General features: G+C 65.3%; 13 protein-coding genes and 1 riboswitch. Of the genes, 11 read left to right on the top strand and 2 right to left on the bottom strand.

Features of this window, described 5'->3' with window-relative positions; translation table 11 throughout:
- Positions 1-220 precede the first annotated feature (220 nt).
- The gene (locus FURADRAFT_RS03050; protein ID WP_008952635.1) at positions 221-520 is read left to right on the top strand and encodes a helix-turn-helix domain-containing protein; all 300 of its coding nucleotides are present in this window, start codon (positions 221-223) and stop codon (positions 518-520) included.
- Positions 521-624: 104 nt separating this feature from the next.
- On the opposite strand, the gene FURADRAFT_RS21410 is transcribed toward FURADRAFT_RS03050, so the two are convergent.
- Positions 625-843, bottom strand: coding sequence for a DUF7230 family protein (locus FURADRAFT_RS21410; protein WP_040652313.1), 219 nt, complete (start codon positions 841-843; stop codon positions 625-627).
- 490 nt (positions 844-1,333) lie between these two features.
- Positions 1,334-1,420: riboswitch (glycine riboswitch) on the top strand.
- A gap of 227 nt (positions 1,421-1,647) precedes the next feature.
- Between FURADRAFT_RS21410 and gcvH the strand changes: the two genes are divergently transcribed.
- The 7 genes from gcvH (at position 1,648) to FURADRAFT_RS03010 (ending at position 12,957) form a co-directional block, all read left to right on the top strand.
- On the top strand, positions 1,648-2,022 hold the full coding sequence (gene gcvH / locus FURADRAFT_RS03040; RefSeq protein WP_008952634.1) for a glycine cleavage system protein GcvH: 375 nt from the start codon (positions 1,648-1,650) through the stop codon (positions 2,020-2,022).
- 11 nt (positions 2,023-2,033) lie between these two features.
- The gene (gene gcvP, locus FURADRAFT_RS03035) at positions 2,034-4,898 is read left to right on the top strand and encodes an aminomethyl-transferring glycine dehydrogenase (protein ID WP_008952633.1); all 2,865 of its coding nucleotides are present in this window, start codon (positions 2,034-2,036) and stop codon (positions 4,896-4,898) included.
- 56 nt (positions 4,899-4,954) lie between these two features.
- The gene (gene glyA, locus FURADRAFT_RS03030) at positions 4,955-6,211 is read left to right on the top strand and encodes a serine hydroxymethyltransferase (RefSeq protein WP_008952632.1); all 1,257 of its coding nucleotides are present in this window, start codon (positions 4,955-4,957) and stop codon (positions 6,209-6,211) included.
- Positions 6,212-6,371: 160 nt separating this feature from the next.
- Positions 6,372-7,496, top strand: a complete 1,125-nt coding sequence (gene gcvT, locus FURADRAFT_RS03025; RefSeq protein WP_008952631.1) for a glycine cleavage system aminomethyltransferase GcvT — start codon at positions 6,372-6,374, stop codon at positions 7,494-7,496.
- Positions 7,497-7,499: 3 nt separating this feature from the next.
- Positions 7,500-8,474 (top strand): lipoyl synthase, encoded by a 975-nt coding sequence (lipA, locus tag FURADRAFT_RS03020; RefSeq protein ID WP_008952630.1) that lies wholly within the window; start codon positions 7,500-7,502, stop codon positions 8,472-8,474.
- A gap of 100 nt (positions 8,475-8,574) precedes the next feature.
- Positions 8,575-9,438 (top strand): methylenetetrahydrofolate reductase, encoded by an 864-nt coding sequence (locus FURADRAFT_RS03015; protein WP_008952629.1) that lies wholly within the window; start codon positions 8,575-8,577, stop codon positions 9,436-9,438.
- Positions 9,439-9,519: 81 nt separating this feature from the next.
- The gene (locus FURADRAFT_RS03010; protein WP_008952628.1) at positions 9,520-12,957 is read left to right on the top strand and encodes a pyruvate carboxylase; all 3,438 of its coding nucleotides are present in this window, start codon (positions 9,520-9,522) and stop codon (positions 12,955-12,957) included.
- A gap of 210 nt (positions 12,958-13,167) precedes the next feature.
- Here the strand turns inward: FURADRAFT_RS03010 and FURADRAFT_RS03005 are convergent, their stop codons facing one another.
- Positions 13,168-14,064: a LysR family transcriptional regulator gene (locus FURADRAFT_RS03005; RefSeq protein WP_008952627.1), complete on the bottom strand. Its 897-nt coding sequence runs from the start codon at positions 14,062-14,064 to the stop codon at positions 13,168-13,170.
- 163 nt (positions 14,065-14,227) lie between these two features.
- Between FURADRAFT_RS03005 and FURADRAFT_RS03000 the strand changes: the two genes are divergently transcribed.
- From FURADRAFT_RS03000 to FURADRAFT_RS02990, 3 genes are all read left to right on the top strand, one after another.
- Positions 14,228-15,436 (top strand): M20 aminoacylase family protein, encoded by a 1,209-nt coding sequence (locus FURADRAFT_RS03000; RefSeq protein ID WP_008952626.1) that lies wholly within the window; start codon positions 14,228-14,230, stop codon positions 15,434-15,436.
- Positions 15,437-15,540: 104 nt separating this feature from the next.
- Complete coding sequence (locus tag FURADRAFT_RS02995; protein WP_008952625.1) at positions 15,541-16,311, top strand: ABC transporter substrate-binding protein; 771 nt, start codon at positions 15,541-15,543, stop codon at positions 16,309-16,311.
- Positions 16,312-16,620: 309 nt separating this feature from the next.
- The gene (locus FURADRAFT_RS02990; RefSeq protein ID WP_008952624.1) at positions 16,621-17,115 is read left to right on the top strand and encodes a MarR family transcriptional regulator; all 495 of its coding nucleotides are present in this window, start codon (positions 16,621-16,623) and stop codon (positions 17,113-17,115) included.
- Positions 17,116-17,319 lie beyond the last annotated feature (204 nt).

Below are 17,319 nucleotides of genomic sequence, written 5' to 3'. Positions count from 1 at the left end.
GGATGGTCTGTCGTAGAGACCGCGTTGTTACACCCAGCGAGCTTGCTCGGGGTCGGTGCGGCCGGTTTGTTTGGTATCGCGTGGACGATCGAGGAACGGTGTTTGCGGAGAGTGTTATTAAATAAATGGCATATTTGTTAACAAATATTTGCAATTTGCCTGAGGTGAGGCTACCCACTCCCCATTTATCATTGCGGCACCCACAAACAGGAGCCCACTGATGACATCGCACAAAGCCCTACCTCATCCTCGCGAAGTTCGTCTGAAGCGAGGGCTGAACCAGGTGCAATTCTGGAGCCTGATCGGCGTCACTCAATCTGGAGGGTCGCGCTACGAGTCGGGCCGAAACATGCCGCGCCCGGTGCGGGAACTGTTCCGCCTGGTGCATATCGAGCAAGTTGACCTTGCCATCATCAACCGTGAGGACATGGAGGTCATTGGTCTTCTCAAGACACAATTTCCAGATTTGTACGAAAGTTTGAAGAAGGCGGTATCGGCGACATCACGTGAAGAGCAGTGATTTGTCGCGTTGGTTTTCAGGCGCTCTACAGCCTGGCCTGATAGCTGGCATCTGAAGTCTTGGCTTGATGGAGCGCCCCTTGACCATGTTGGCAAGGCAAGGCATTACAAGCCGGGCAGGAATCGTGTGGAATCGGACTTTGGACTCGTGGCTGACGCCAGATGCCAGGTCAATAAAAAAGGCGGGAGAGTAAAACTTCCCGCCTGTTTCTTATGCTTGGCATAGCCTTGCCTGGCTCGCTTCTTTCGGTCTGTAAAGGTGGCACAGCGTTGCAGACGTTGTGCGAATTTGGCTACCGGGTTGGTACGTGGTGGTTTGGCCATCGAGTTCCTTCCAGTTGAGTCGAGGGTGCTCTCTCGACAGACGAATGAGTAGACTGCACCACCGGTTTTCCGTTCCCCGAGTGTGTCAATTTTTCGAACGGCGACGAGGCCGTCCCGGTGTTCGGGATTGTCCACACCTGACGTGATGCATGGGCCGCTGAAACCTCATGCCCGGCTCGCCTTCACGCTGGTCTTGATCTGAGCAGACGGTGAGTCTCCCCCGAGGGAGTTGCGCCCCCCTCGAGAACGGTCGCGTGTCTCCCTGTCCGCTGTTGCGGGGCGAGTGTTGAATAGCAATGTTCAGATATGTACTTCGCCAAATACCGAAGTATCGGGCCGGGCCTTTGATGCCGAGAGGCCCGTCTGGTCTGGGTTTGCGCCAGCTATCGGCGGCGGTGCGCGACGGGTGCCGCGTGTTGGGCCCCAGCGGCGCGGGTGTTTTGCTGTTGACAGTCGCAGAACCCCTCCTCTAGATTGGGCATCAAGCTATCGGGATGTGACAGGAGAGACCGCCATGTGGCGGCGCCGAAGGGGAATCGCCCCAGAAACTCTCAGGCAAAAGGACTGCCGCATCGACTAGCTCTCTGGAGAGTAGGCCCACGAGGCCTCGCCGAAGGAAAAGCGTTCCCGTCCGGGTCCGTAATCTCTCAGGCAAATGGACAGAGGGGGCATCAGGCTCACGCCGCCTGGAATGCCCCGCTAAAGTCCGGATGCCGATCTCCCTGATCGTCCCCTGCTTTCGCCGTTGTACTCCAGGCTTGCGTTGGCCCGTTTTACTTCACGCAACCCTGTCAGGAGAGAGCAATGAGCGACATCAAATACACCGAATCCCACGAATGGCTGCGCCTGGAGGCGGATGGCTGCGCCACCGTTGGCGTCACCGACTACGCCCAGAACTTGCTGGGCGACCTGGTTTACGTGGCGCTGCCCCGGGAGGGCGACCGTTTCGCCCAGGGCGAGGAAGCGGCCACCATCGAATCGGTCAAGGCCGCCGGCGAGATCAAGATTCCGGTGGATGGCACCGTCGTGTCCGTCAACGTCGCGCTGGCCGACGAGCCGAGCCTGGTGAACGAGGCGGCGGAGAGCGCGGGCTGGTTCTTCCGCATGCGTATCGACAACCCGGAGCAACTGGCCGGGCTGATGGATGCCGCCGGCTACCACGCCTACATCGGCGCATAGGGGGATGGGTCATGGCTACGTTTGATTCCCTCACGCAGCGCGAGCTGTTCGTGCGCCGCCACATCGGCCCGGATGCCGGCGAACAGGCCGAGATGTTGGCCGAACTGAAGGTCGGCTCGCTGGACGAGTTCATCCGGCAAGTGGTGCCGGCGGCGATCCGCCGTCACGAGCCGCTGGCCCTCGGTGCGGGCTGCACCGAGGCCGAGGCGTTGCAAAAGCTGGCCGATATCGCCAGCCGCAACAAGGTGTTCAAGTCGTTCATCGGCATGGGCTACCACGACACCCATACCCCGCCGGTGATCCAGCGCAACGTGCTGGAGAACCCGGCCTGGTACACCGCCTACACCCCGTACCAGCCGGAGATTTCGCAGGGCCGCCTGGAGGCGCTGCTCAATTTCCAGACCATGATCGCCGACCTCACCGGCATGGAGATCGCCAACGCCTCGATGCTGGACGAAGGCACGGCGGCGGCCGAGGCGATGACCTTCTGCCAGCGCCTGGCCAAATCGAAGAGCCAGGTGTTTTTCGTGGCGGCCGACTGCCATCCGCAGACGATCGACATCATCCGCACCCGCGCCGAGCCGATCGGCATCGAGGTGGTGGTGGGCGACCCGCGCCGCGACCTGGCCGGTGTCGACTGCTTTGGCGTGCTGCTGCAGTACCCGGGCACGTTCGGCGACATCCACGACTACCAGGGCGTGATCGACGCGGCGCATGCCAAGGGCGCGCTGGCGGTGGTGGCCGCCGACTTGCTGGCGCTGACGCTGCTGACCCCGCCGGGTGAATTCGGCGCTGATGTGGCGATCGGCACCACGCAGCGCTTTGGCGTGCCGCTCGGTTTTGGTGGTCCGCACGCCGGCTACCTGGCGACCCGCGACGCCTTCAAGCGCAGCATGCCCGGCCGCTTGGTCGGGGTGTCGGTCGACGCGCACGGCCGCCCTGCCCTGCGCCTGGCGATGCAGACGCGCGAACAGCATATCCGCCGCGAGAAGGCGACCAGCAACATCTGCACCGCGCAGGTGCTGCTGGCCAACATCGCCGGACTGTACGCGGCCTACCATGGCCCGCAGGGGCTGAGCACGATCGCGCACCGTATACACCGCCTGACCGTGACCCTGGCCGCCGGCCTGCGCCAGCTCGGCTACAGCGTGCCGACCGAGTACTGCTTCGACACGCTGACCGTCGACAGCGGCGCGCAGACCGCGGCGCTGCATGCCGGCGCCCGCTCCTACTCGATCAACCTGCGTGTCATCGACGCGCAGCGCCTCGGTATCGCGCTGGACGAGACCACCACGGCCGAGGACGTGACGACGCTGTGGGCGATCTTTGCCCAGGGCAAGCCGGTGCCGGATTTTGCCACCCTGGAGGCGGCCACGCCGGATGTGCTGCCGGGGCAACTCCAGCGCGGCAGCGCCTTCCTCACCCACCCGGTGTTCAATAGCCACCACTCGGAAACGCAGATGCTGCGCTACCTGCGCGCGCTGGCCGACAAGGACCTGGCGCTGGATCGCACCATGATCCCGCTGGGCAGTTGCACCATGAAGCTCAACGCCACCAGCGAGATGCTGCCGATCACCTGGCCCGAGTTTGCCAGGCTGCACCCGTTCGCGCCGGCCGAGCAGGCCGAGGGCTATCGTGCGCTGACGCAGGAGCTGGAGGCGATGCTGTGCGCGGTGACCGGCTACGACGCTGTGTCGCTGCAGCCGAACGCCGGCTCGCAGGGCGAATACGCGGGCTTGTTGGCGATTCGCGCCTATCACGCCAGCCGTGGCGAGGGGCAGCGCACCGTGTGCCTGATCCCCTCCTCGGCGCACGGCACCAACCCGGCCTCGGCGCAGATGGTCGGCATGCAGGTGGTGGTGGTCAAGTGCGACGACGCCGGCAATGTCGACGTCGATGATCTGAAGGCGAAGGCGGCGCAGCATAGTCATGATCTCGCCGCGATCATGATTACCTACCCGTCCACCCACGGCGTGTTCGAAGAGCGTGTGCGCGAGATCTGCGACGTGGTGCACGCGCACGGCGGCCAGGTCTACATCGACGGCGCCAACATGAACGCGCTGGTGGGCCTCGCCCAGCCGGGCAGCTTCGGCGGCGACGTGTCGCATCTCAACCTGCACAAGACCTTCTGCATTCCGCACGGTGGCGGCGGTCCGGGTGTCGGCCCGATCGGCGTCAAGGCGCATCTGGCGCCGTTCCTGCCCGGCCATCGCCAGGGCGGGCTCGCCGGCGGCGGCGCGGTGTCGGCGGCGCCGTTCGGCAGCGCCAGCATCCTGCCGATCACCTGGACCTACATCACGCTGATGGGGGCGGCAGGGCTGCAGCGCGCCACCGAGCTGGCGATCCTCAACGCCAACTACATCGCCAGCCGCCTCGCGCCGCATTACCCGATCCTCTACACCGGGCCGAACGGACGCGTGGCGCACGAGTGCATCGTCGATCTGCGCCCCCTGAAGGACGCCAGCGGTATCAGCGTGGACGACGTGGCCAAGCGTCTGATCGATTTCGGCTTCCACGCTCCCACCATGAGCTTCCCGGTGGCGGGCACGCTGATGATCGAGCCGACCGAGTCGGAGTCGAAGGCCGAGCTGGATCGCTTCATCGACGCGATGATCGCGATTCGTGGTGAGATCGCCGCGGTGGAGGCCGGCACGCTGGATGCGAACGACAACCCGCTCAAGCACGCGCCGCACACGGCAGCCGAGCTGGTGGGCGAATGGGAGCACGCCTATTCGCGCGAGCAGGCGGTGTATCCGCACGGCGTGACGCGCTCGGCGCCCGGCAAGTATTGGCCGCCGGTGAGCCGTGTCGACAACGTCCATGGTGACCGCAACCTGGTGTGCTCCTGCCCCCCGCTGTCGGACTACCCGAACTGACCCTGCCCGGCCGACGGTTGCCGCTCCGGCGGCAACCGCGCCAGAGGAGAATGCAGATGTATACCCAAGACATGCACATCGAAGGCTTCGACGACGAACTGTGGGCCTCGCTGGAGGCGGAACGCCAGCGCCAGGAAGACCATATCGAACTCATCGCCTCTGAAAACTACACCAGCCCGCGCGTGATGCAGGCGCAGGGCTCGGTGCTCACCAACAAGTACGCCGAAGGCTACCCGGGCAAGCGCTACTACGGCGGCTGCGAACACGTCGACGTGGTCGAGCAGCTCGCCATCGACCGCGCCAAGGAACTGTTCGGCGCCGACTACGCCAACGTGCAGCCGCACTCCGGCAGCCAGGCCAATGCCGCCGTCTACATGGCGCTGCTGCAGCCGCACGACACCGTGCTCGGCATGAGCCTGGCGCACGGCGGCCACCTCACCCACGGCGCTAAGGTCAACTTCTCCGGCAAGCTCTACAACGCCGTGCAGTACGGCCTGGACCCGGACACCGGGCTGATCGACTACGACGAAGTGCAAAGGTTGGCCGAAGAACACCGTCCGAAGATGATCGTGGCCGGCTTCTCCGCTTACGCCCGGGTGCTCGACTTCGCTCGCTTCCGCGAGATCGCCGACTCGGTGGGAGCGTACCTGTTCGTCGACATGGCGCACGTCGCGGGCCTGGTCGCCGCCGGGCTGTACCCGAACCCGCTGCCGTTCGCCGACGTCGTCACCACCACCACCCACAAGACCCTGCGCGGCCCGCGCGGCGGCCTGATCCTGGCCAAGAGCAACCCGGAGCTGGAGAAGAAGTTTAGCTCGCTGGTGTTCCCCGGCATCCAGGGCGGTCCACTGATGCACGTAATTGCGGCAAAAGCTGTCGCTTTTAGAGAGGCGCTGCTGCCGGAATTCGCAGACTATCAGCGACGGGTCATCGCCAACGCCCGCGCCATGGTCACGGTATTCCAGAAGCGCGGCTACGAAGTGGTGTCCGGTGGCACCGATGATCACCTGTTCCTGCTGTCGCTGATCAACAAGGGCATCACCGGCAAGGACGCCGACGCGGCGCTGGGCCGGGCGCACATCACGGTGAACAAGAACACGGTGCCGAACGACCCGCAAAGCCCGTTCGTCACCAGCGGCATCCGCATCGGCTTGCCGGCGATCACCACGCGCGGCTTCACCGAGCGCGAGTCGGCGCGCACCGCGACGCTGATCTGCGACGTGCTCGACCACCTCGGCGACGAGGAGGTGATCGCCTCGGTGCGCGCCCAGGTGACGCAGTTGTGCGCCGCCTTTCCGGTGTACCGCCGGTAACGGAACGGAGGGTCCGGAGACCCTGCTTCGGCCAACGTCGGCGCCGTGCGCCGCTGGCTGAGCATGCCGTCCGGCGAGGCAGGCGGCATCCGGTGCCCCAACGAAGAAATCCGCATGCGGTGGCGAGGTCGCCGCGTGTTTGAGAATCAAGGAGCTCAGCATGAGCCACACTGAAACGCTTTCCCGCACCCCGCTCTACGCGTTGCACGTCGAGCTGGGCGCCAAGATGGTGCCGTTCGCCGGCTACGAGATGCCGGTGCAGTATCCGCTCGGCATCCTGAAGGAACATCAGCACACCCGTGCCGCCGCCGGGCTGTTCGACGTCTCGCACATGGGCCAGGTCAAGCTGATCGGCGCCGAGGCCGCCGCCGCGCTGGAAACGCTGGTGCCGATCGACGTGATCGACCTGCCGGTCGGCCTGCAGCGCTACGCCCTGTTCACGAACGACGACGGCGGGATTCTCGACGACCTGATGGTGGCCAACTTCGGCGGCGGTGTGCTCTACGTCGTGGTCAACGCCGCCTGCAAGGCGCAGGACATCGCCCACCTGAAGAGCAAGATCGGCCACCGCTGCGAGGTGGTGGAATTGACCGACCGCGCCCTGCTGGCGCTGCAGGGCCCGGCCGCGGCCACCGTGCTGGCGCGCCACGCGCCGGCGGTGGCGGAGCTTACCTTCATGCACTGCACCCGGGTCGAACTGGCCGGCGTGGAATGCTACGTCAGCCGTTCGGGTTACACCGGCGAAGACGGCTACGAGATCTCGGTGCCGGCCGACCACGCCGAAGCACTGGCGCGCCTGCTGCTCGCCGAGCCGGAAGTGCAGGCGATCGGCCTGGGCGCGCGCGACTCGCTGCGGTTGGAGGCGGGCCTGTGCCTGTACGGCCACGACATCGACACGAGCACCACGCCGATCGAGGGTAGCCTGCTGTGGGCGATCTCGAAGGCGCGCCGTCCCGGCGGCGAACGCGCCGGCGGGTATCCCGGCGCCGCCGTGGTGGCGCGGCACATCGCCGAGGGCGTCCAGCGCAAGCGCGTCGGCCTGCTGGTGAAGGACAAGGTGCCGGTGCGCGAAGGCGCAGAGCTCGTCGACGCCGACGGCCACACCATCGGCAAGGTCACCAGCGGCGGCTTCGGCCCGACCCTGGGCGCCCCGCTGGCGATGGGTTACGTGGCTAGCGCGCACGCCGCGCTGGGCACGCCCCTGTTCGCCATGGTGCGTGGCAAGCCGGTGGCGGTGGAAGTGGCGAAGACGCCGTTCGTGCCGCAACGTTACTACCGGAGCTGAGCCGTGAACGCCCTCGTTCCGAACAAGGCCCCGCTGGCGGCGGGGACCAAACTCTCCGCCGCGGAAAAGATGGCGCGCATTCCGGTCAAGGTTGTGGCGACCGAACCGGGCCAGATGCAGCGCAAGCCAGAGTGGATTCGTGCCGCCTTTCCCGGCTCGCGCGAGGTGGTCGAACTGAAGAAGGTGCTACGCGAGCAGAAGCTGCACACCGTGTGCGAGGAAGCGAGCTGCCCCAACCTCGGCGAATGTTTCAGCCACGGCACCGCCACCTTCATGATCATGGGGGACATCTGTACCCGCCGCTGCCCGTTCTGCGACGTGGGCCACGGCCGCCCCAACCCGCTCGACGCCGCCGAACCGCAAAGGTTGGCCGAAACCATCGCGGCGATGCGGCTCAAGTACGTAGTGATCACCTCGGTCGACCGCGACGACCTGCGCGACGGCGGCGTCGCGCACTTCGCCGCCTGCATCCGCGAGGCGCGCCGGCTCAACCCCGCGCTCAAGATCGAGACCCTGGTGCCGGACTTCCGCGGCCGCCTGGGCATCGCGCTGGACGCCCTGGAGGCGACGCCGCCCGACGTGTTCAACCACAACCTGGAGACGGTGCCCCGGCTCTACCGCGAGGCGCGCCCCGGCGCCGACTACCTGCACTCGCTCAAGCTGCTGCAAGAGTTCCACTACGCGGTTCCCGACGTGCCGACCAAGTCCGGGCTGATGCTGGGGCTGGGCGAGACGCGGGAGGAAGTGGAACAGGTGATGCGCGATCTGCGCGCGCACGACGTCGAGATGCTAACGCTGGGCCAGTACCTGCAGCCGACGCGTCACCATCTGCCGGTCCAGCGCTTCGTCACGCCGGCCGAATTCGCCGAGCTGCGCGAGTTGGGGCTGGCGCTGGGCTTCGGCCAGGTGGCTTCCGGGCCGATGGTGCGTTCTTCCTACCATGCCGATCTGCAGGCCAGGGGCGATATCGTGGCTTGATTGTGTCAAACGGCGCCCGGCCTGGGCCGGGTGCCGTCGCCTCGCCGGCCGTGGCGACCCACACCGTCACGACACCCCGTATTTTGATAAGGAGCGTTGCATGTCCATACCCTTCAGTCTCGAGCTCTACCCGCCCACCTCGCCGCAGAGCGCGCGGCAACTGGAGCGGGCGCTGCCTCGTCTGGCGGCGCTCGGCCCCGAGTATTTCTCGGTCACCTACGGGGCCGGCGGCTGCACGCGAGAACGGACGCTGGACCTGGTCGGGCAGCTGCACGAGGCCGGCCACACCGTGGCGCCGCACCTGTCGGGCGTGGGGGCGGAGCGTGCCGAAGTGGCGGAACTGTGCGCGCATTACCGCCGTCTCGGCGTGCGGCGCCTGTTCGCCCTGCGCGGCGATACTCCGTCCGGCATGGGCAGCCGTGGCGACTTCGCCTACGCCAGCGACCTGGTGCGCTTCATCCGCGAACACAGCGGGGACGACTTCCGTATCGAGGTGGCGGCCTATCCCGAGGTCCATCCGCAAGCCAAGAGCCCGGCCGCCGACCTAGCCGCACTCCGGGTCAAGCAGGAGGCCGGCGCCAACGCGGCGGTCACCCAGTATTTTTTCAATACCGATGCCTTCCTGTATCTGCGCGACAGCTGCCACGCCGCCGGCATCACCCTGCCGCTGGTGCCCGGCGTGCTGCCGCTGACCCGTTTCCGCAGCACCGCGCAACGGGCCGAGGCGCGCGGCATCGAGATGCCGCGCTGGATCTACCGCAAGATGGAGAGCCTGGCCGACGACACCGCTGCGGTGCGTGCCTTCGGGCTCGATGTCACCGCCCGGCAATGCGAGCGGCTGATCGCCGAGGGTGTGCCCGCCCTGCACTTCTTCAGCCTCAACCAGATCGACGCCATCGAGGCCCTGCATGCCCGGCTGGGTCTGGCCGGCTCGGCCGGGACGACCGCCGCGCCGCCGAATTGAATTCCTTAACTGCCGGCGCGTGCGCAATACCTTGCTGTCCGGCCCTTTCAATTGACTGCCTTGTTTGGACCCGTGTGAACCATGAAGCCCATCCGTAGCCTCCTGATCGCCAACCGCAGCGAGATCGCCATCCGCGTCATGCGCGCCGCCAGCGAGATGAACATCCGCACCGTCGCCATCTACGCCGACGAGGATAAGCTCGCCCTGCACCGCTTCAAGGCCGACGAAGCCTACCGCGTCGGCGCCGGCCAGAAGCCCATCGCCGCCTACCTCGACATCCCCGACATCATCCGCATCGCCAAGGAAGCCGGCGTCGATGCCATCCACCCGGGTTACGGCTTCTTGTCCGAGAACCCCGAGTTCGCCGAGGCCTGCGCCGCGGCCGGCATTGCCTTCATCGGGCCGCAGCCCGAGGTGATGCGCCAGCTCGGCAACAAGGTGTCGGCGCGGGAACTGGCTGAGCAAGCCGGCGTGCCGGTGGTGCCGGCCACCGGCGCGTTGCCGTACGAGTTGGCCGAAGCCCAGCGCATGGCCGCGGCGGTCGGCTACCCGCTGATGCTCAAGGCGAGCTGGGGCGGCGGCGGGCGCGGCATGCGTGTGGTGGAGAACGAGGGCGAGCTGGCCGGGGCGATGGAGGTGGCGCGGCGCGAGGCCAAGTCGGCGTTCGGCAACGACGAGGTCTACCTCGAGAAGCTGGTGCGGCGCGCCCACCACGTCGAGGTGCAGATCCTCGGCGATACGCACGGCAACCTCGTGCACCTGTTCGAGCGCGACTGCTCGGTGCAGCGACGTAATCAAAAAGTCGTTGAACGGGCACCGGCACCGTATCTGAACGAATCCCAGCGCGCTGACTTGTGCGAGGCGGCCTTGAAGCTGGCGCGTGCGGTCGGCTACACCCACGCCGGCACGGTCGAGTTCCTGATGGACGCCGACACCGGGGCGTTCTACTTCATCGAGGTCAATCCGCGCATCCAGGTCGAGCACACCGTCACCGAGGCGATCACCGGCGTCGACATCGTCAAGGCACAGATCCGCATTACCGAAGGCGCCAAGATCGGCGACGCGGACAGCTTCGTGCCGGCGCAGCCGGATATCCGCCTGCTCGGCCACGCGCTGCAGTGCCGCGTCACCACCGAGGACCCGGAGAACAATTTCACCCCGGACTACGGCCGCATCACCGCCTACCGCAGCGCCGCCGGCTTCGGCGTGCGTCTGGACGGTGGCACCGCCTACACCGGCGCGGTGATCACACCCTATTACGACTCCCTGCTGGTCAAGGTCACCGCCTGGGGCCACACCCCCAGCGAGGCCAACGCGCGCATGGACCGCGCCTTGCGCGAGTTCCGCATCCGCGGCGTGTCGAGCAACCTGGCGTTCCTCGAGAACGTCATCGCCCACCCGCTGTTCACCTCGGGGAAGTGCACCACGCGCTTCATCGACAGCACCCCCGAGCTGTTCCAGTTCACCCCGCGCCGCGACCGCGCCACCAAGCTGCTGGAGTTCCTCGGCGACGTCACCGTCAACGGTAACGCGGAGATGAAGGGGCGCGCCGCGCCGAGCCCGATGCCGGGGCCGGCACGCTTGCCGGACTGCCACCTGGGCGACGCGCCGCCGCCGGGTACCCGCGATCGTCTGCACGACCTCGGCGCCGAGCGCTTTGCGCAGTGGATGCGCGAGCAGAAGCAGGTGCTGATCACCGACACCACGATGCGCGACGCGCACCAGTCGCTGTTCGCCACGCGCATGAGGACCGCCGACATGCTGGCGGTGGCGCCGCACTACGCGCGCCTCGCCTCCGGCCTGTTCTCGCTGGAATGCTGGGGTGGCGCGACCTTCGACGTGTCGATGCGCTTCCTCAAGGAAGACCCGTGGCAGCGTCTGGCCGAGCTGCGGGCCGCCATCCCGAACGTGCTGTTCCAGATGCTGCTGCGCGCCTCCAACGCGGTCGGCTACACCAACTACCCGGACAACGTGGTGCGCCACTTCATCGCCCAGGCGGCCGAGGGCGGCATCGACCTGTTCCGCGTGTTCGACTCGCTCAACGCCGTGGACAACATGCGCGTGGCGATCGACGCGGTGCGCGACACCGGAATGCTGTGCGAGGCGGCGATCTGCTACACCGGGGATATTTACGACGCGAGCCGGCGCTACGACCTCAAGTACTACGTGGCGATGGCGAAGGAACTGGAACAGGCCGGCGCCCACATCCTGGCGATCAAGGACATGGCCGGCATCTGCACGCCGCGCGCCGTCACCGCCTTGGTGAAGGCCTTGAAGGAAGAAACCGGCCTGCCGCTCCACTTCCACACCCACGACACCTCGGGCATCGCCGCCGCCAGCGTGCTGGCCGCGGTGGAAGCCGGCGTCGACGCGGTGGATGCGGCGATGGACGCGATGAGCGGCCTCACCTCGCAGCCCAACCTCGGCTCCATTGTCGCGGCGCTGGCCGGCAGCGAGCGTGACCCGGGGCTGGACCGGAAGAACCTGCAGCAGCTCTCCACCTACTGGGAAGGCGTGCGCCAGTATTACGCCCCGTTCGAGGCCGACATGCGTGCCGGCACCTCGGCGGTGTACCGTCACGAAATGCCCGGCGGTCAGGTCACCAACCTGCGCGAGCAGGCGCGCTCGCTCGGCATCGAGGCGCGCTGGCCCGAAGTAGCGGAGGCCTATGCGCAAGTGAATCGGCTCTTCGGCGACATCGTCAAGGTGACGCCGACCTCCAAGGTGGTGGGCGACATGGCGCTGTTCATGGTGTCCAACGGCCTCGCCCCGCAAGACGTGCTCGACCCGGCGCGCGAGATCGACTTCCCCGAGTCGGTGGTGTCCCTGTTCAAGGGCGAGCTCGGCACCCCGGCGCACGGCTTCCCGGCCGAACTGCAGCGCAAGGTGCTCAAGGGTCAAGCGCCGCTGGCCGGCCGGCCCGGCGAGACCATGGCGCCGGTGGACCTCGCCGCCGAGCAGGCCAGGGTCGAGCAGCAGGTGGGCCGCCCGCTCAGCCAGCCGGAGCTGGCCTCGCACCTGATGTACCCGAAAGTGTTCCGCGACTTCGCCGAGCACCAGGCGCGCTACGGCGACGTCTCCGCCGTGCCGAGCACCGCGTTCTTCTACGGTCTGCGGGAGGGCGAGGAAGTTAGCATCGAACTGGAACGCGGCAAGACGCTGGTGATCCAGCTCCTGGGCCGCGCCGACACCGGCGACGGCCACAGCAAGCTGTTCTTCGAACTCAACGGCCAGCCGCGCCTGATCAAGGTGGCGCAGGACGGCGTGCAGGCGGCACACAGCCATCCGCAGGCCGATCCGGACAACCCGCACCACGTCGGCGCGCCGATGCCGGGCATGGTGAGCACGGTGGCGGTCAAGCCGGGCCAAGCGGTGGCCAAGGGCGACACGCTGCTCACGCTCGAAGCGATGAAGATGGAAGTGGCGGTGAAGGCCGAGCGCGACGGGGTGATCCGCGAGGTGCTGGTGAGTTCGGGCAAGCGGATCGACAACAAGGATTTGTTAGCTGTGTTTGCGTAGTGACCAAGTGGGAGTGTGTGCCCCTTTACCCCGCTTCTCTTCGGAGAGGCGGGGTTTTTTTCTCGGGCGGCACGGAAATAGCCTGCTTTTCACTCAGGCCAGTCATTGCCAATTTTGTGATCGGTCGTCGTGTGATCCACGTTGCTTGTTCGGTGCATGCAACGGCGTGGCAGGGAGTATGCGTCGAGCTGTTCTTGCTGCTCAAACGGCTTAGCCAAGCACTTCTGCCGAGGCGCGCAGGCAGGTGACGAAATGCTGGGCGGCTGGCGTGAGCAGGATGTCCTTACGCATCACGATGCTCATCTCCAGGGCGGGCAGCGGCTGCTCTAGTGGGATTTGCCGTAGACCAAGGTCTGCGATGCGTTGCGCCAGCAAGCGTGAAAACAACACCAGCGTGTCGGTGCCGGAGACGAGGCCGAGTGCGATGGCAAAGGACGAGCACTGGATCAGGCGGCGCGGCAGGGGGAGTCCCTCTTGTTGGAACAGCGCCTCCATCACGCTGTGCTGAGTACCGCCTGAGGTCACCGTGGTGGACCATTGCGCCTCCGCCAGTTCGGCCAGGCGGCGGGCGTTCCTGAGCGGGTGCTGCTCCCGCGCCATCACGACGAAATCGACCGTAAACAGCGGAATACTGGTCAGGTCGTCATCAAGCATGTCGGGCAGCACGTGCGACACGAGAAAATCGATCGATCCATCCCGCAAGTGCTGGGTCGCTTGCGGAAACTTCACCTCCAAAAAGGTGAGTTCGGCTTCCGGTGCCGCTTCCTGAAAACGATCAATGGCCTGGGGCAATAGCGTCAGCGCAATCGTCGATGTGGCACTGACGGTGACCTTGCCGCGCATATCCCCCTTGAGCTGGTCCATCTCTTCGCGCGCGCGGCGCGCATCTTCCAGCAATTGCTGGGCGCGTATCCTCAGGGCGGCGCCAAAGGAGGTGAGCTCAATGCCCTGCACACTCCGCGTCATCAACACCACCCCCAGGTCGCTTTCCAGTTCCTGCACGGTCCGGGTGACCGCGGGTTGAGTCAGATCCAGGCGCCGTGCTGCGGCGCGCAGGCTTTTCTCCTCGGTGACGGCAATAAACACCTCTAGCTGTTGCAGTTTCATGCGCTTCCTATGATAAAAAAATCTGATCACTTTAAAAAAAATTACATCTTTTCAGAGCGCTAAGCAAGCCGTAATGTGGCGTCAACCCGCTGCCACGGTTGGCGGCATCTTGACCCACCTGCTTCCCCTCCCGGGGGACAGCCTCTCTGGAAAGTGCAACACCATGGATATTGCCAAGCGCTACTGTGAAGTCGGTGATTTCGCCGGAATGGCGGAGGAACTGCGTGCGATTCGCCACCATCTGCACCAGCACCCCGAATTGGCCTATGAAGAGTTGGAAACGGCGGCGCTCGTCGCGCACAAGCTGCAGCAATGGGGCTATGAGGTGACGACGGGCGTCGGCCGGACGGGAGTGGTGGGTTCGCTGACGGTGGGCGACGGCCAACGCCGCATCGGCATCCGCGCCGACATGGATGCGCTGCCCATCCTCGAGCAAACCGGCTTGCCTTACGCCAGTCAGCGCCACGGGAAAATGCATGCCTGCGGCCATGACGGTCATACCAGCATGTTGCTGGGGGCCGCAAAATACCTGGCGGAAACACGGCATTTCTCCGGCACCGTCCACCTCTATTTTCAGCCGGCCGAAGAGCGGGGCATCGATAGCGGCGCGCAGTGCATGATCAAGGACGGCCTTTTCGAACGCTTTCCCTGCGATGCGGTATTTGGCGTGCACAACCATCCTGGCGCGCCGGCCGGAACGTTCCTGTTCCGCAAGGGGCCATTCCTGGCGGCGGGCGACAATATCTTTATCACGATCCACGGCAAGGGTGGGCATGCCGCACGGCCGCATCTGACGGTGGACCCGGTGGTGGTGGCATCCAGCATCGTGATGGGTTTGCAGACGGTGGTGTCGCGCAATGTCGAGCCGGCGCAGCCGGCGGTGGTGACGGTTGGCGTGTTGCAGGCCGGTTCCGCCAACAACGTGATACCGGATCAGGCGCGGCTCGAACTGAGCGTGCGCTCGTTCTGTCCGGAGGTGCGCGCCCTGCTCAAGGAACGCATCACGACTCTCGTCCAGCAACAGGCGGCCAGCTATGGTGCCACGGCGGAAATCGAATACCTGATGGGTTACCCGGTGGTGATCAACTCCGACCGAGAAACCGAGTTTGCCATCCAGGTGGCGCAGGAACTGGTGGGCGCCGATAACGTTGTCCCCCACACCGCGCAGCTGATGGGAAGCGAAGATTTTGCGTACATGCTGCAGGCCCGCCCTGGCTGTTTCCTGCGGATCGGCAACGGCGAAGGCGAGGATGGCTGCATGGTGCATAACCCCGGCTATGACTTCAACGACAGGAACCTGCCGATTGGCGCAGCGTATTGGGCGCGCCTGGTGGAGCGTTTCCTGACGCTCCCCTCCCCGATTCCTTGTTGAGCACCCTGTGCTTGCTTTCCCCTGGCCAGCACGTGACTGCCATTCCTCCCGGCAGGCTGGCCCCTTCGCACCTCGATAACAAGCAGTACACTCAGGAGACAATCATGAACAAGCTTGTATTGGCCGTGACGCTTGGTCTGGCGCTTGGCAGCGTCAACGCCAAGGAATTGACCGTGATCCGTTTTGGTCTGGACCCGTCGTATGCCCCATTCGAATCCAAATCTCCCGATGGCAAGCTGGTCGGTTTCGACATCGATATCGGCAATGCCATTTGCGACAAGCTGAAGGTGCGCTGCGAATGGGTGGAAAATGCCTGGGATGGCATTATTCCTGCCCTGAAGGCCAAGAAGTTCGACGCCATCCTGTCGTCGATGAGCGTGACCGAGAAGCGCCAGCAGCAGATCGCCTTCTCCGACAAGGTCTACCACACGCCGTCGCGGCTGGTCGCCAGGAAGAATGCCGCCCTGACCAGTGTCGAATCGCTCAAGGGCAAGCGCATCGGCGTGGAACAAGGCTCCACGCAAGAAGCCTACGCCAAGCAATACTGGGAGCCGAACGGGGTGACGGTGGTGTCGTATCAGAACCAGGATCTGGTGTATCAAGACCTGCTTTCGGGTCGACTCGATGCCGCCTTGCAGGATTCGGTGCAAGCCGACATGAGCTTGCTCAAAACACCGCGGGGGCGCGATTACGCCTTTGTCGGCCCGGTGCTGCACGATGCCAAAACGCTGGGCGTGGGGGCGGCGATTGGCTTGCGCAAGGAAGATCAGGAACTGCGCCAGCGTATCAACCAGGCGATCACCGCTATTCGCCAGGATGGCACGTACCAGAAGATCCAGCGGAAGTACTTCACGTTTGACGTCTACAACAACTGAGCTGCCGCAAAAGCCTGTTCAAGGCCTATGGCCAGGTCAGAAGAGTCGAAAAATACCTTGAGCAGGCTCTAAGGGGACGACCAGTGGCCGCTTGCCGTTCCATCTCTCCGCACACCGCACCTCGCCAGCCGGGCGCTGGCGAGACTGTACCCGCCCCGCATCCGGCACGTAGCGGCACCGCCCTGGCGCTCGCTGCGCTCTCGCGGTGAGTCAGACCTTATTTTCACTCGTCACACCCGAGCCAAGGCTGCGCGCGGCGCCGGGCGCGGGTATCATCCCCGGTTTGACTTACCTACTCTTCCCAGCGTCATGAGCGATAGCTTCAAACCGTACGAGTCGGCCATTACCGCGATTGCCAGCCAGATTCCCGGCGCGCCCCTGCGCGAGGCGATCCTGACCCGGCTGTTCTTGCATGTCAGTGGTGAATTGAGCGACTTCTTCGACGCCCGGCTCAAGGAGTACGGGCTCAACTACACCACCTGGACGTCGCTGGTGGTGCTCTACAGCAGCCCGCAGCACCGCTTGCTGCCGTCGGAGCTGAGCGTGTTCATCAACACCTCGCGCACGCATTGCACGCGCATTGCCGACGAATTGGTCGACAAGGGCTGGGTCGAGCGCGTGGCGAGCGAGGCCGACCGGCGCCAGACCTACTTGCAGCTGACCGCTGCCGGCGTCGCCTTCGTCGAACAGCTGCAGCCGCAACGGCGCGAACAGTACCGGCAGCTGTGGTCGTCGTTTTCTCCGGAAGAACAAAACCAGCTGGACGCGTTGCTGCGCAAGATGCTGGTGCTGCTGAAAAGCTGAGCTATCCGACGGGGCTGAATGCTCCGGCGTCAGTGTGCGCGGCATGCCGTATGGACGGGTGGAGCGATGGGCTTGGAGCCATGCTTCGCATGGATTCGGGTGCCTGGTGTGGGGCCCTCGCACGGGGGCCTTGGTTCGTCTCGGCACTATTCCCGGCCCTGTTTTGGTCTTATAATGACGTAGGTTATTATCACTAAAGTTATT

Source organism: Pseudogulbenkiania ferrooxidans 2002 (assembly GCF_000174355.1).
GTDB classification, from domain to species: domain Bacteria; phylum Pseudomonadota; class Gammaproteobacteria; order Burkholderiales; family Chromobacteriaceae; genus Pseudogulbenkiania; species Pseudogulbenkiania ferrooxidans.
Note: the sequence above shows the minus strand (reverse complement) of the source record. Positions and strands in the feature narration are given on the sequence as shown.

Coding starts and splice junctions, on each gene's coding strand:
- FURADRAFT_RS03050 (WP_008952635.1), top strand. CDS start 221: ATGACATCGCACAAAGCCCTACCTCATCCTCGCGAAGTTCGTCTGAAG.
- FURADRAFT_RS21410 (WP_040652313.1), bottom strand. CDS start 843: ATGGCCAAACCACCACGTACCAACCCGGTAGCCAAATTCGCACAACGT.
- gcvH (WP_008952634.1), top strand. CDS start 1,648: ATGAGCGACATCAAATACACCGAATCCCACGAATGGCTGCGCCTGGAG.
- gcvP (WP_008952633.1), top strand. CDS start 2,034: ATGGCTACGTTTGATTCCCTCACGCAGCGCGAGCTGTTCGTGCGCCGC.
- glyA (WP_008952632.1), top strand. CDS start 4,955: ATGTATACCCAAGACATGCACATCGAAGGCTTCGACGACGAACTGTGG.
- gcvT (WP_008952631.1), top strand. CDS start 6,372: ATGAGCCACACTGAAACGCTTTCCCGCACCCCGCTCTACGCGTTGCAC.
- FURADRAFT_RS03015 (WP_008952629.1), top strand. CDS start 8,575: ATGTCCATACCCTTCAGTCTCGAGCTCTACCCGCCCACCTCGCCGCAG.
- FURADRAFT_RS03010 (WP_008952628.1), top strand. CDS start 9,520: ATGAAGCCCATCCGTAGCCTCCTGATCGCCAACCGCAGCGAGATCGCC.
- FURADRAFT_RS03005 (WP_008952627.1), bottom strand. CDS start 14,064: ATGAAACTGCAACAGCTAGAGGTGTTTATTGCCGTCACCGAGGAGAAA.
- FURADRAFT_RS03000 (WP_008952626.1), top strand. CDS start 14,228: ATGGATATTGCCAAGCGCTACTGTGAAGTCGGTGATTTCGCCGGAATG.
- FURADRAFT_RS02995 (WP_008952625.1), top strand. CDS start 15,541: ATGAACAAGCTTGTATTGGCCGTGACGCTTGGTCTGGCGCTTGGCAGC.
- FURADRAFT_RS02990 (WP_008952624.1), top strand. CDS start 16,621: ATGAGCGATAGCTTCAAACCGTACGAGTCGGCCATTACCGCGATTGCC.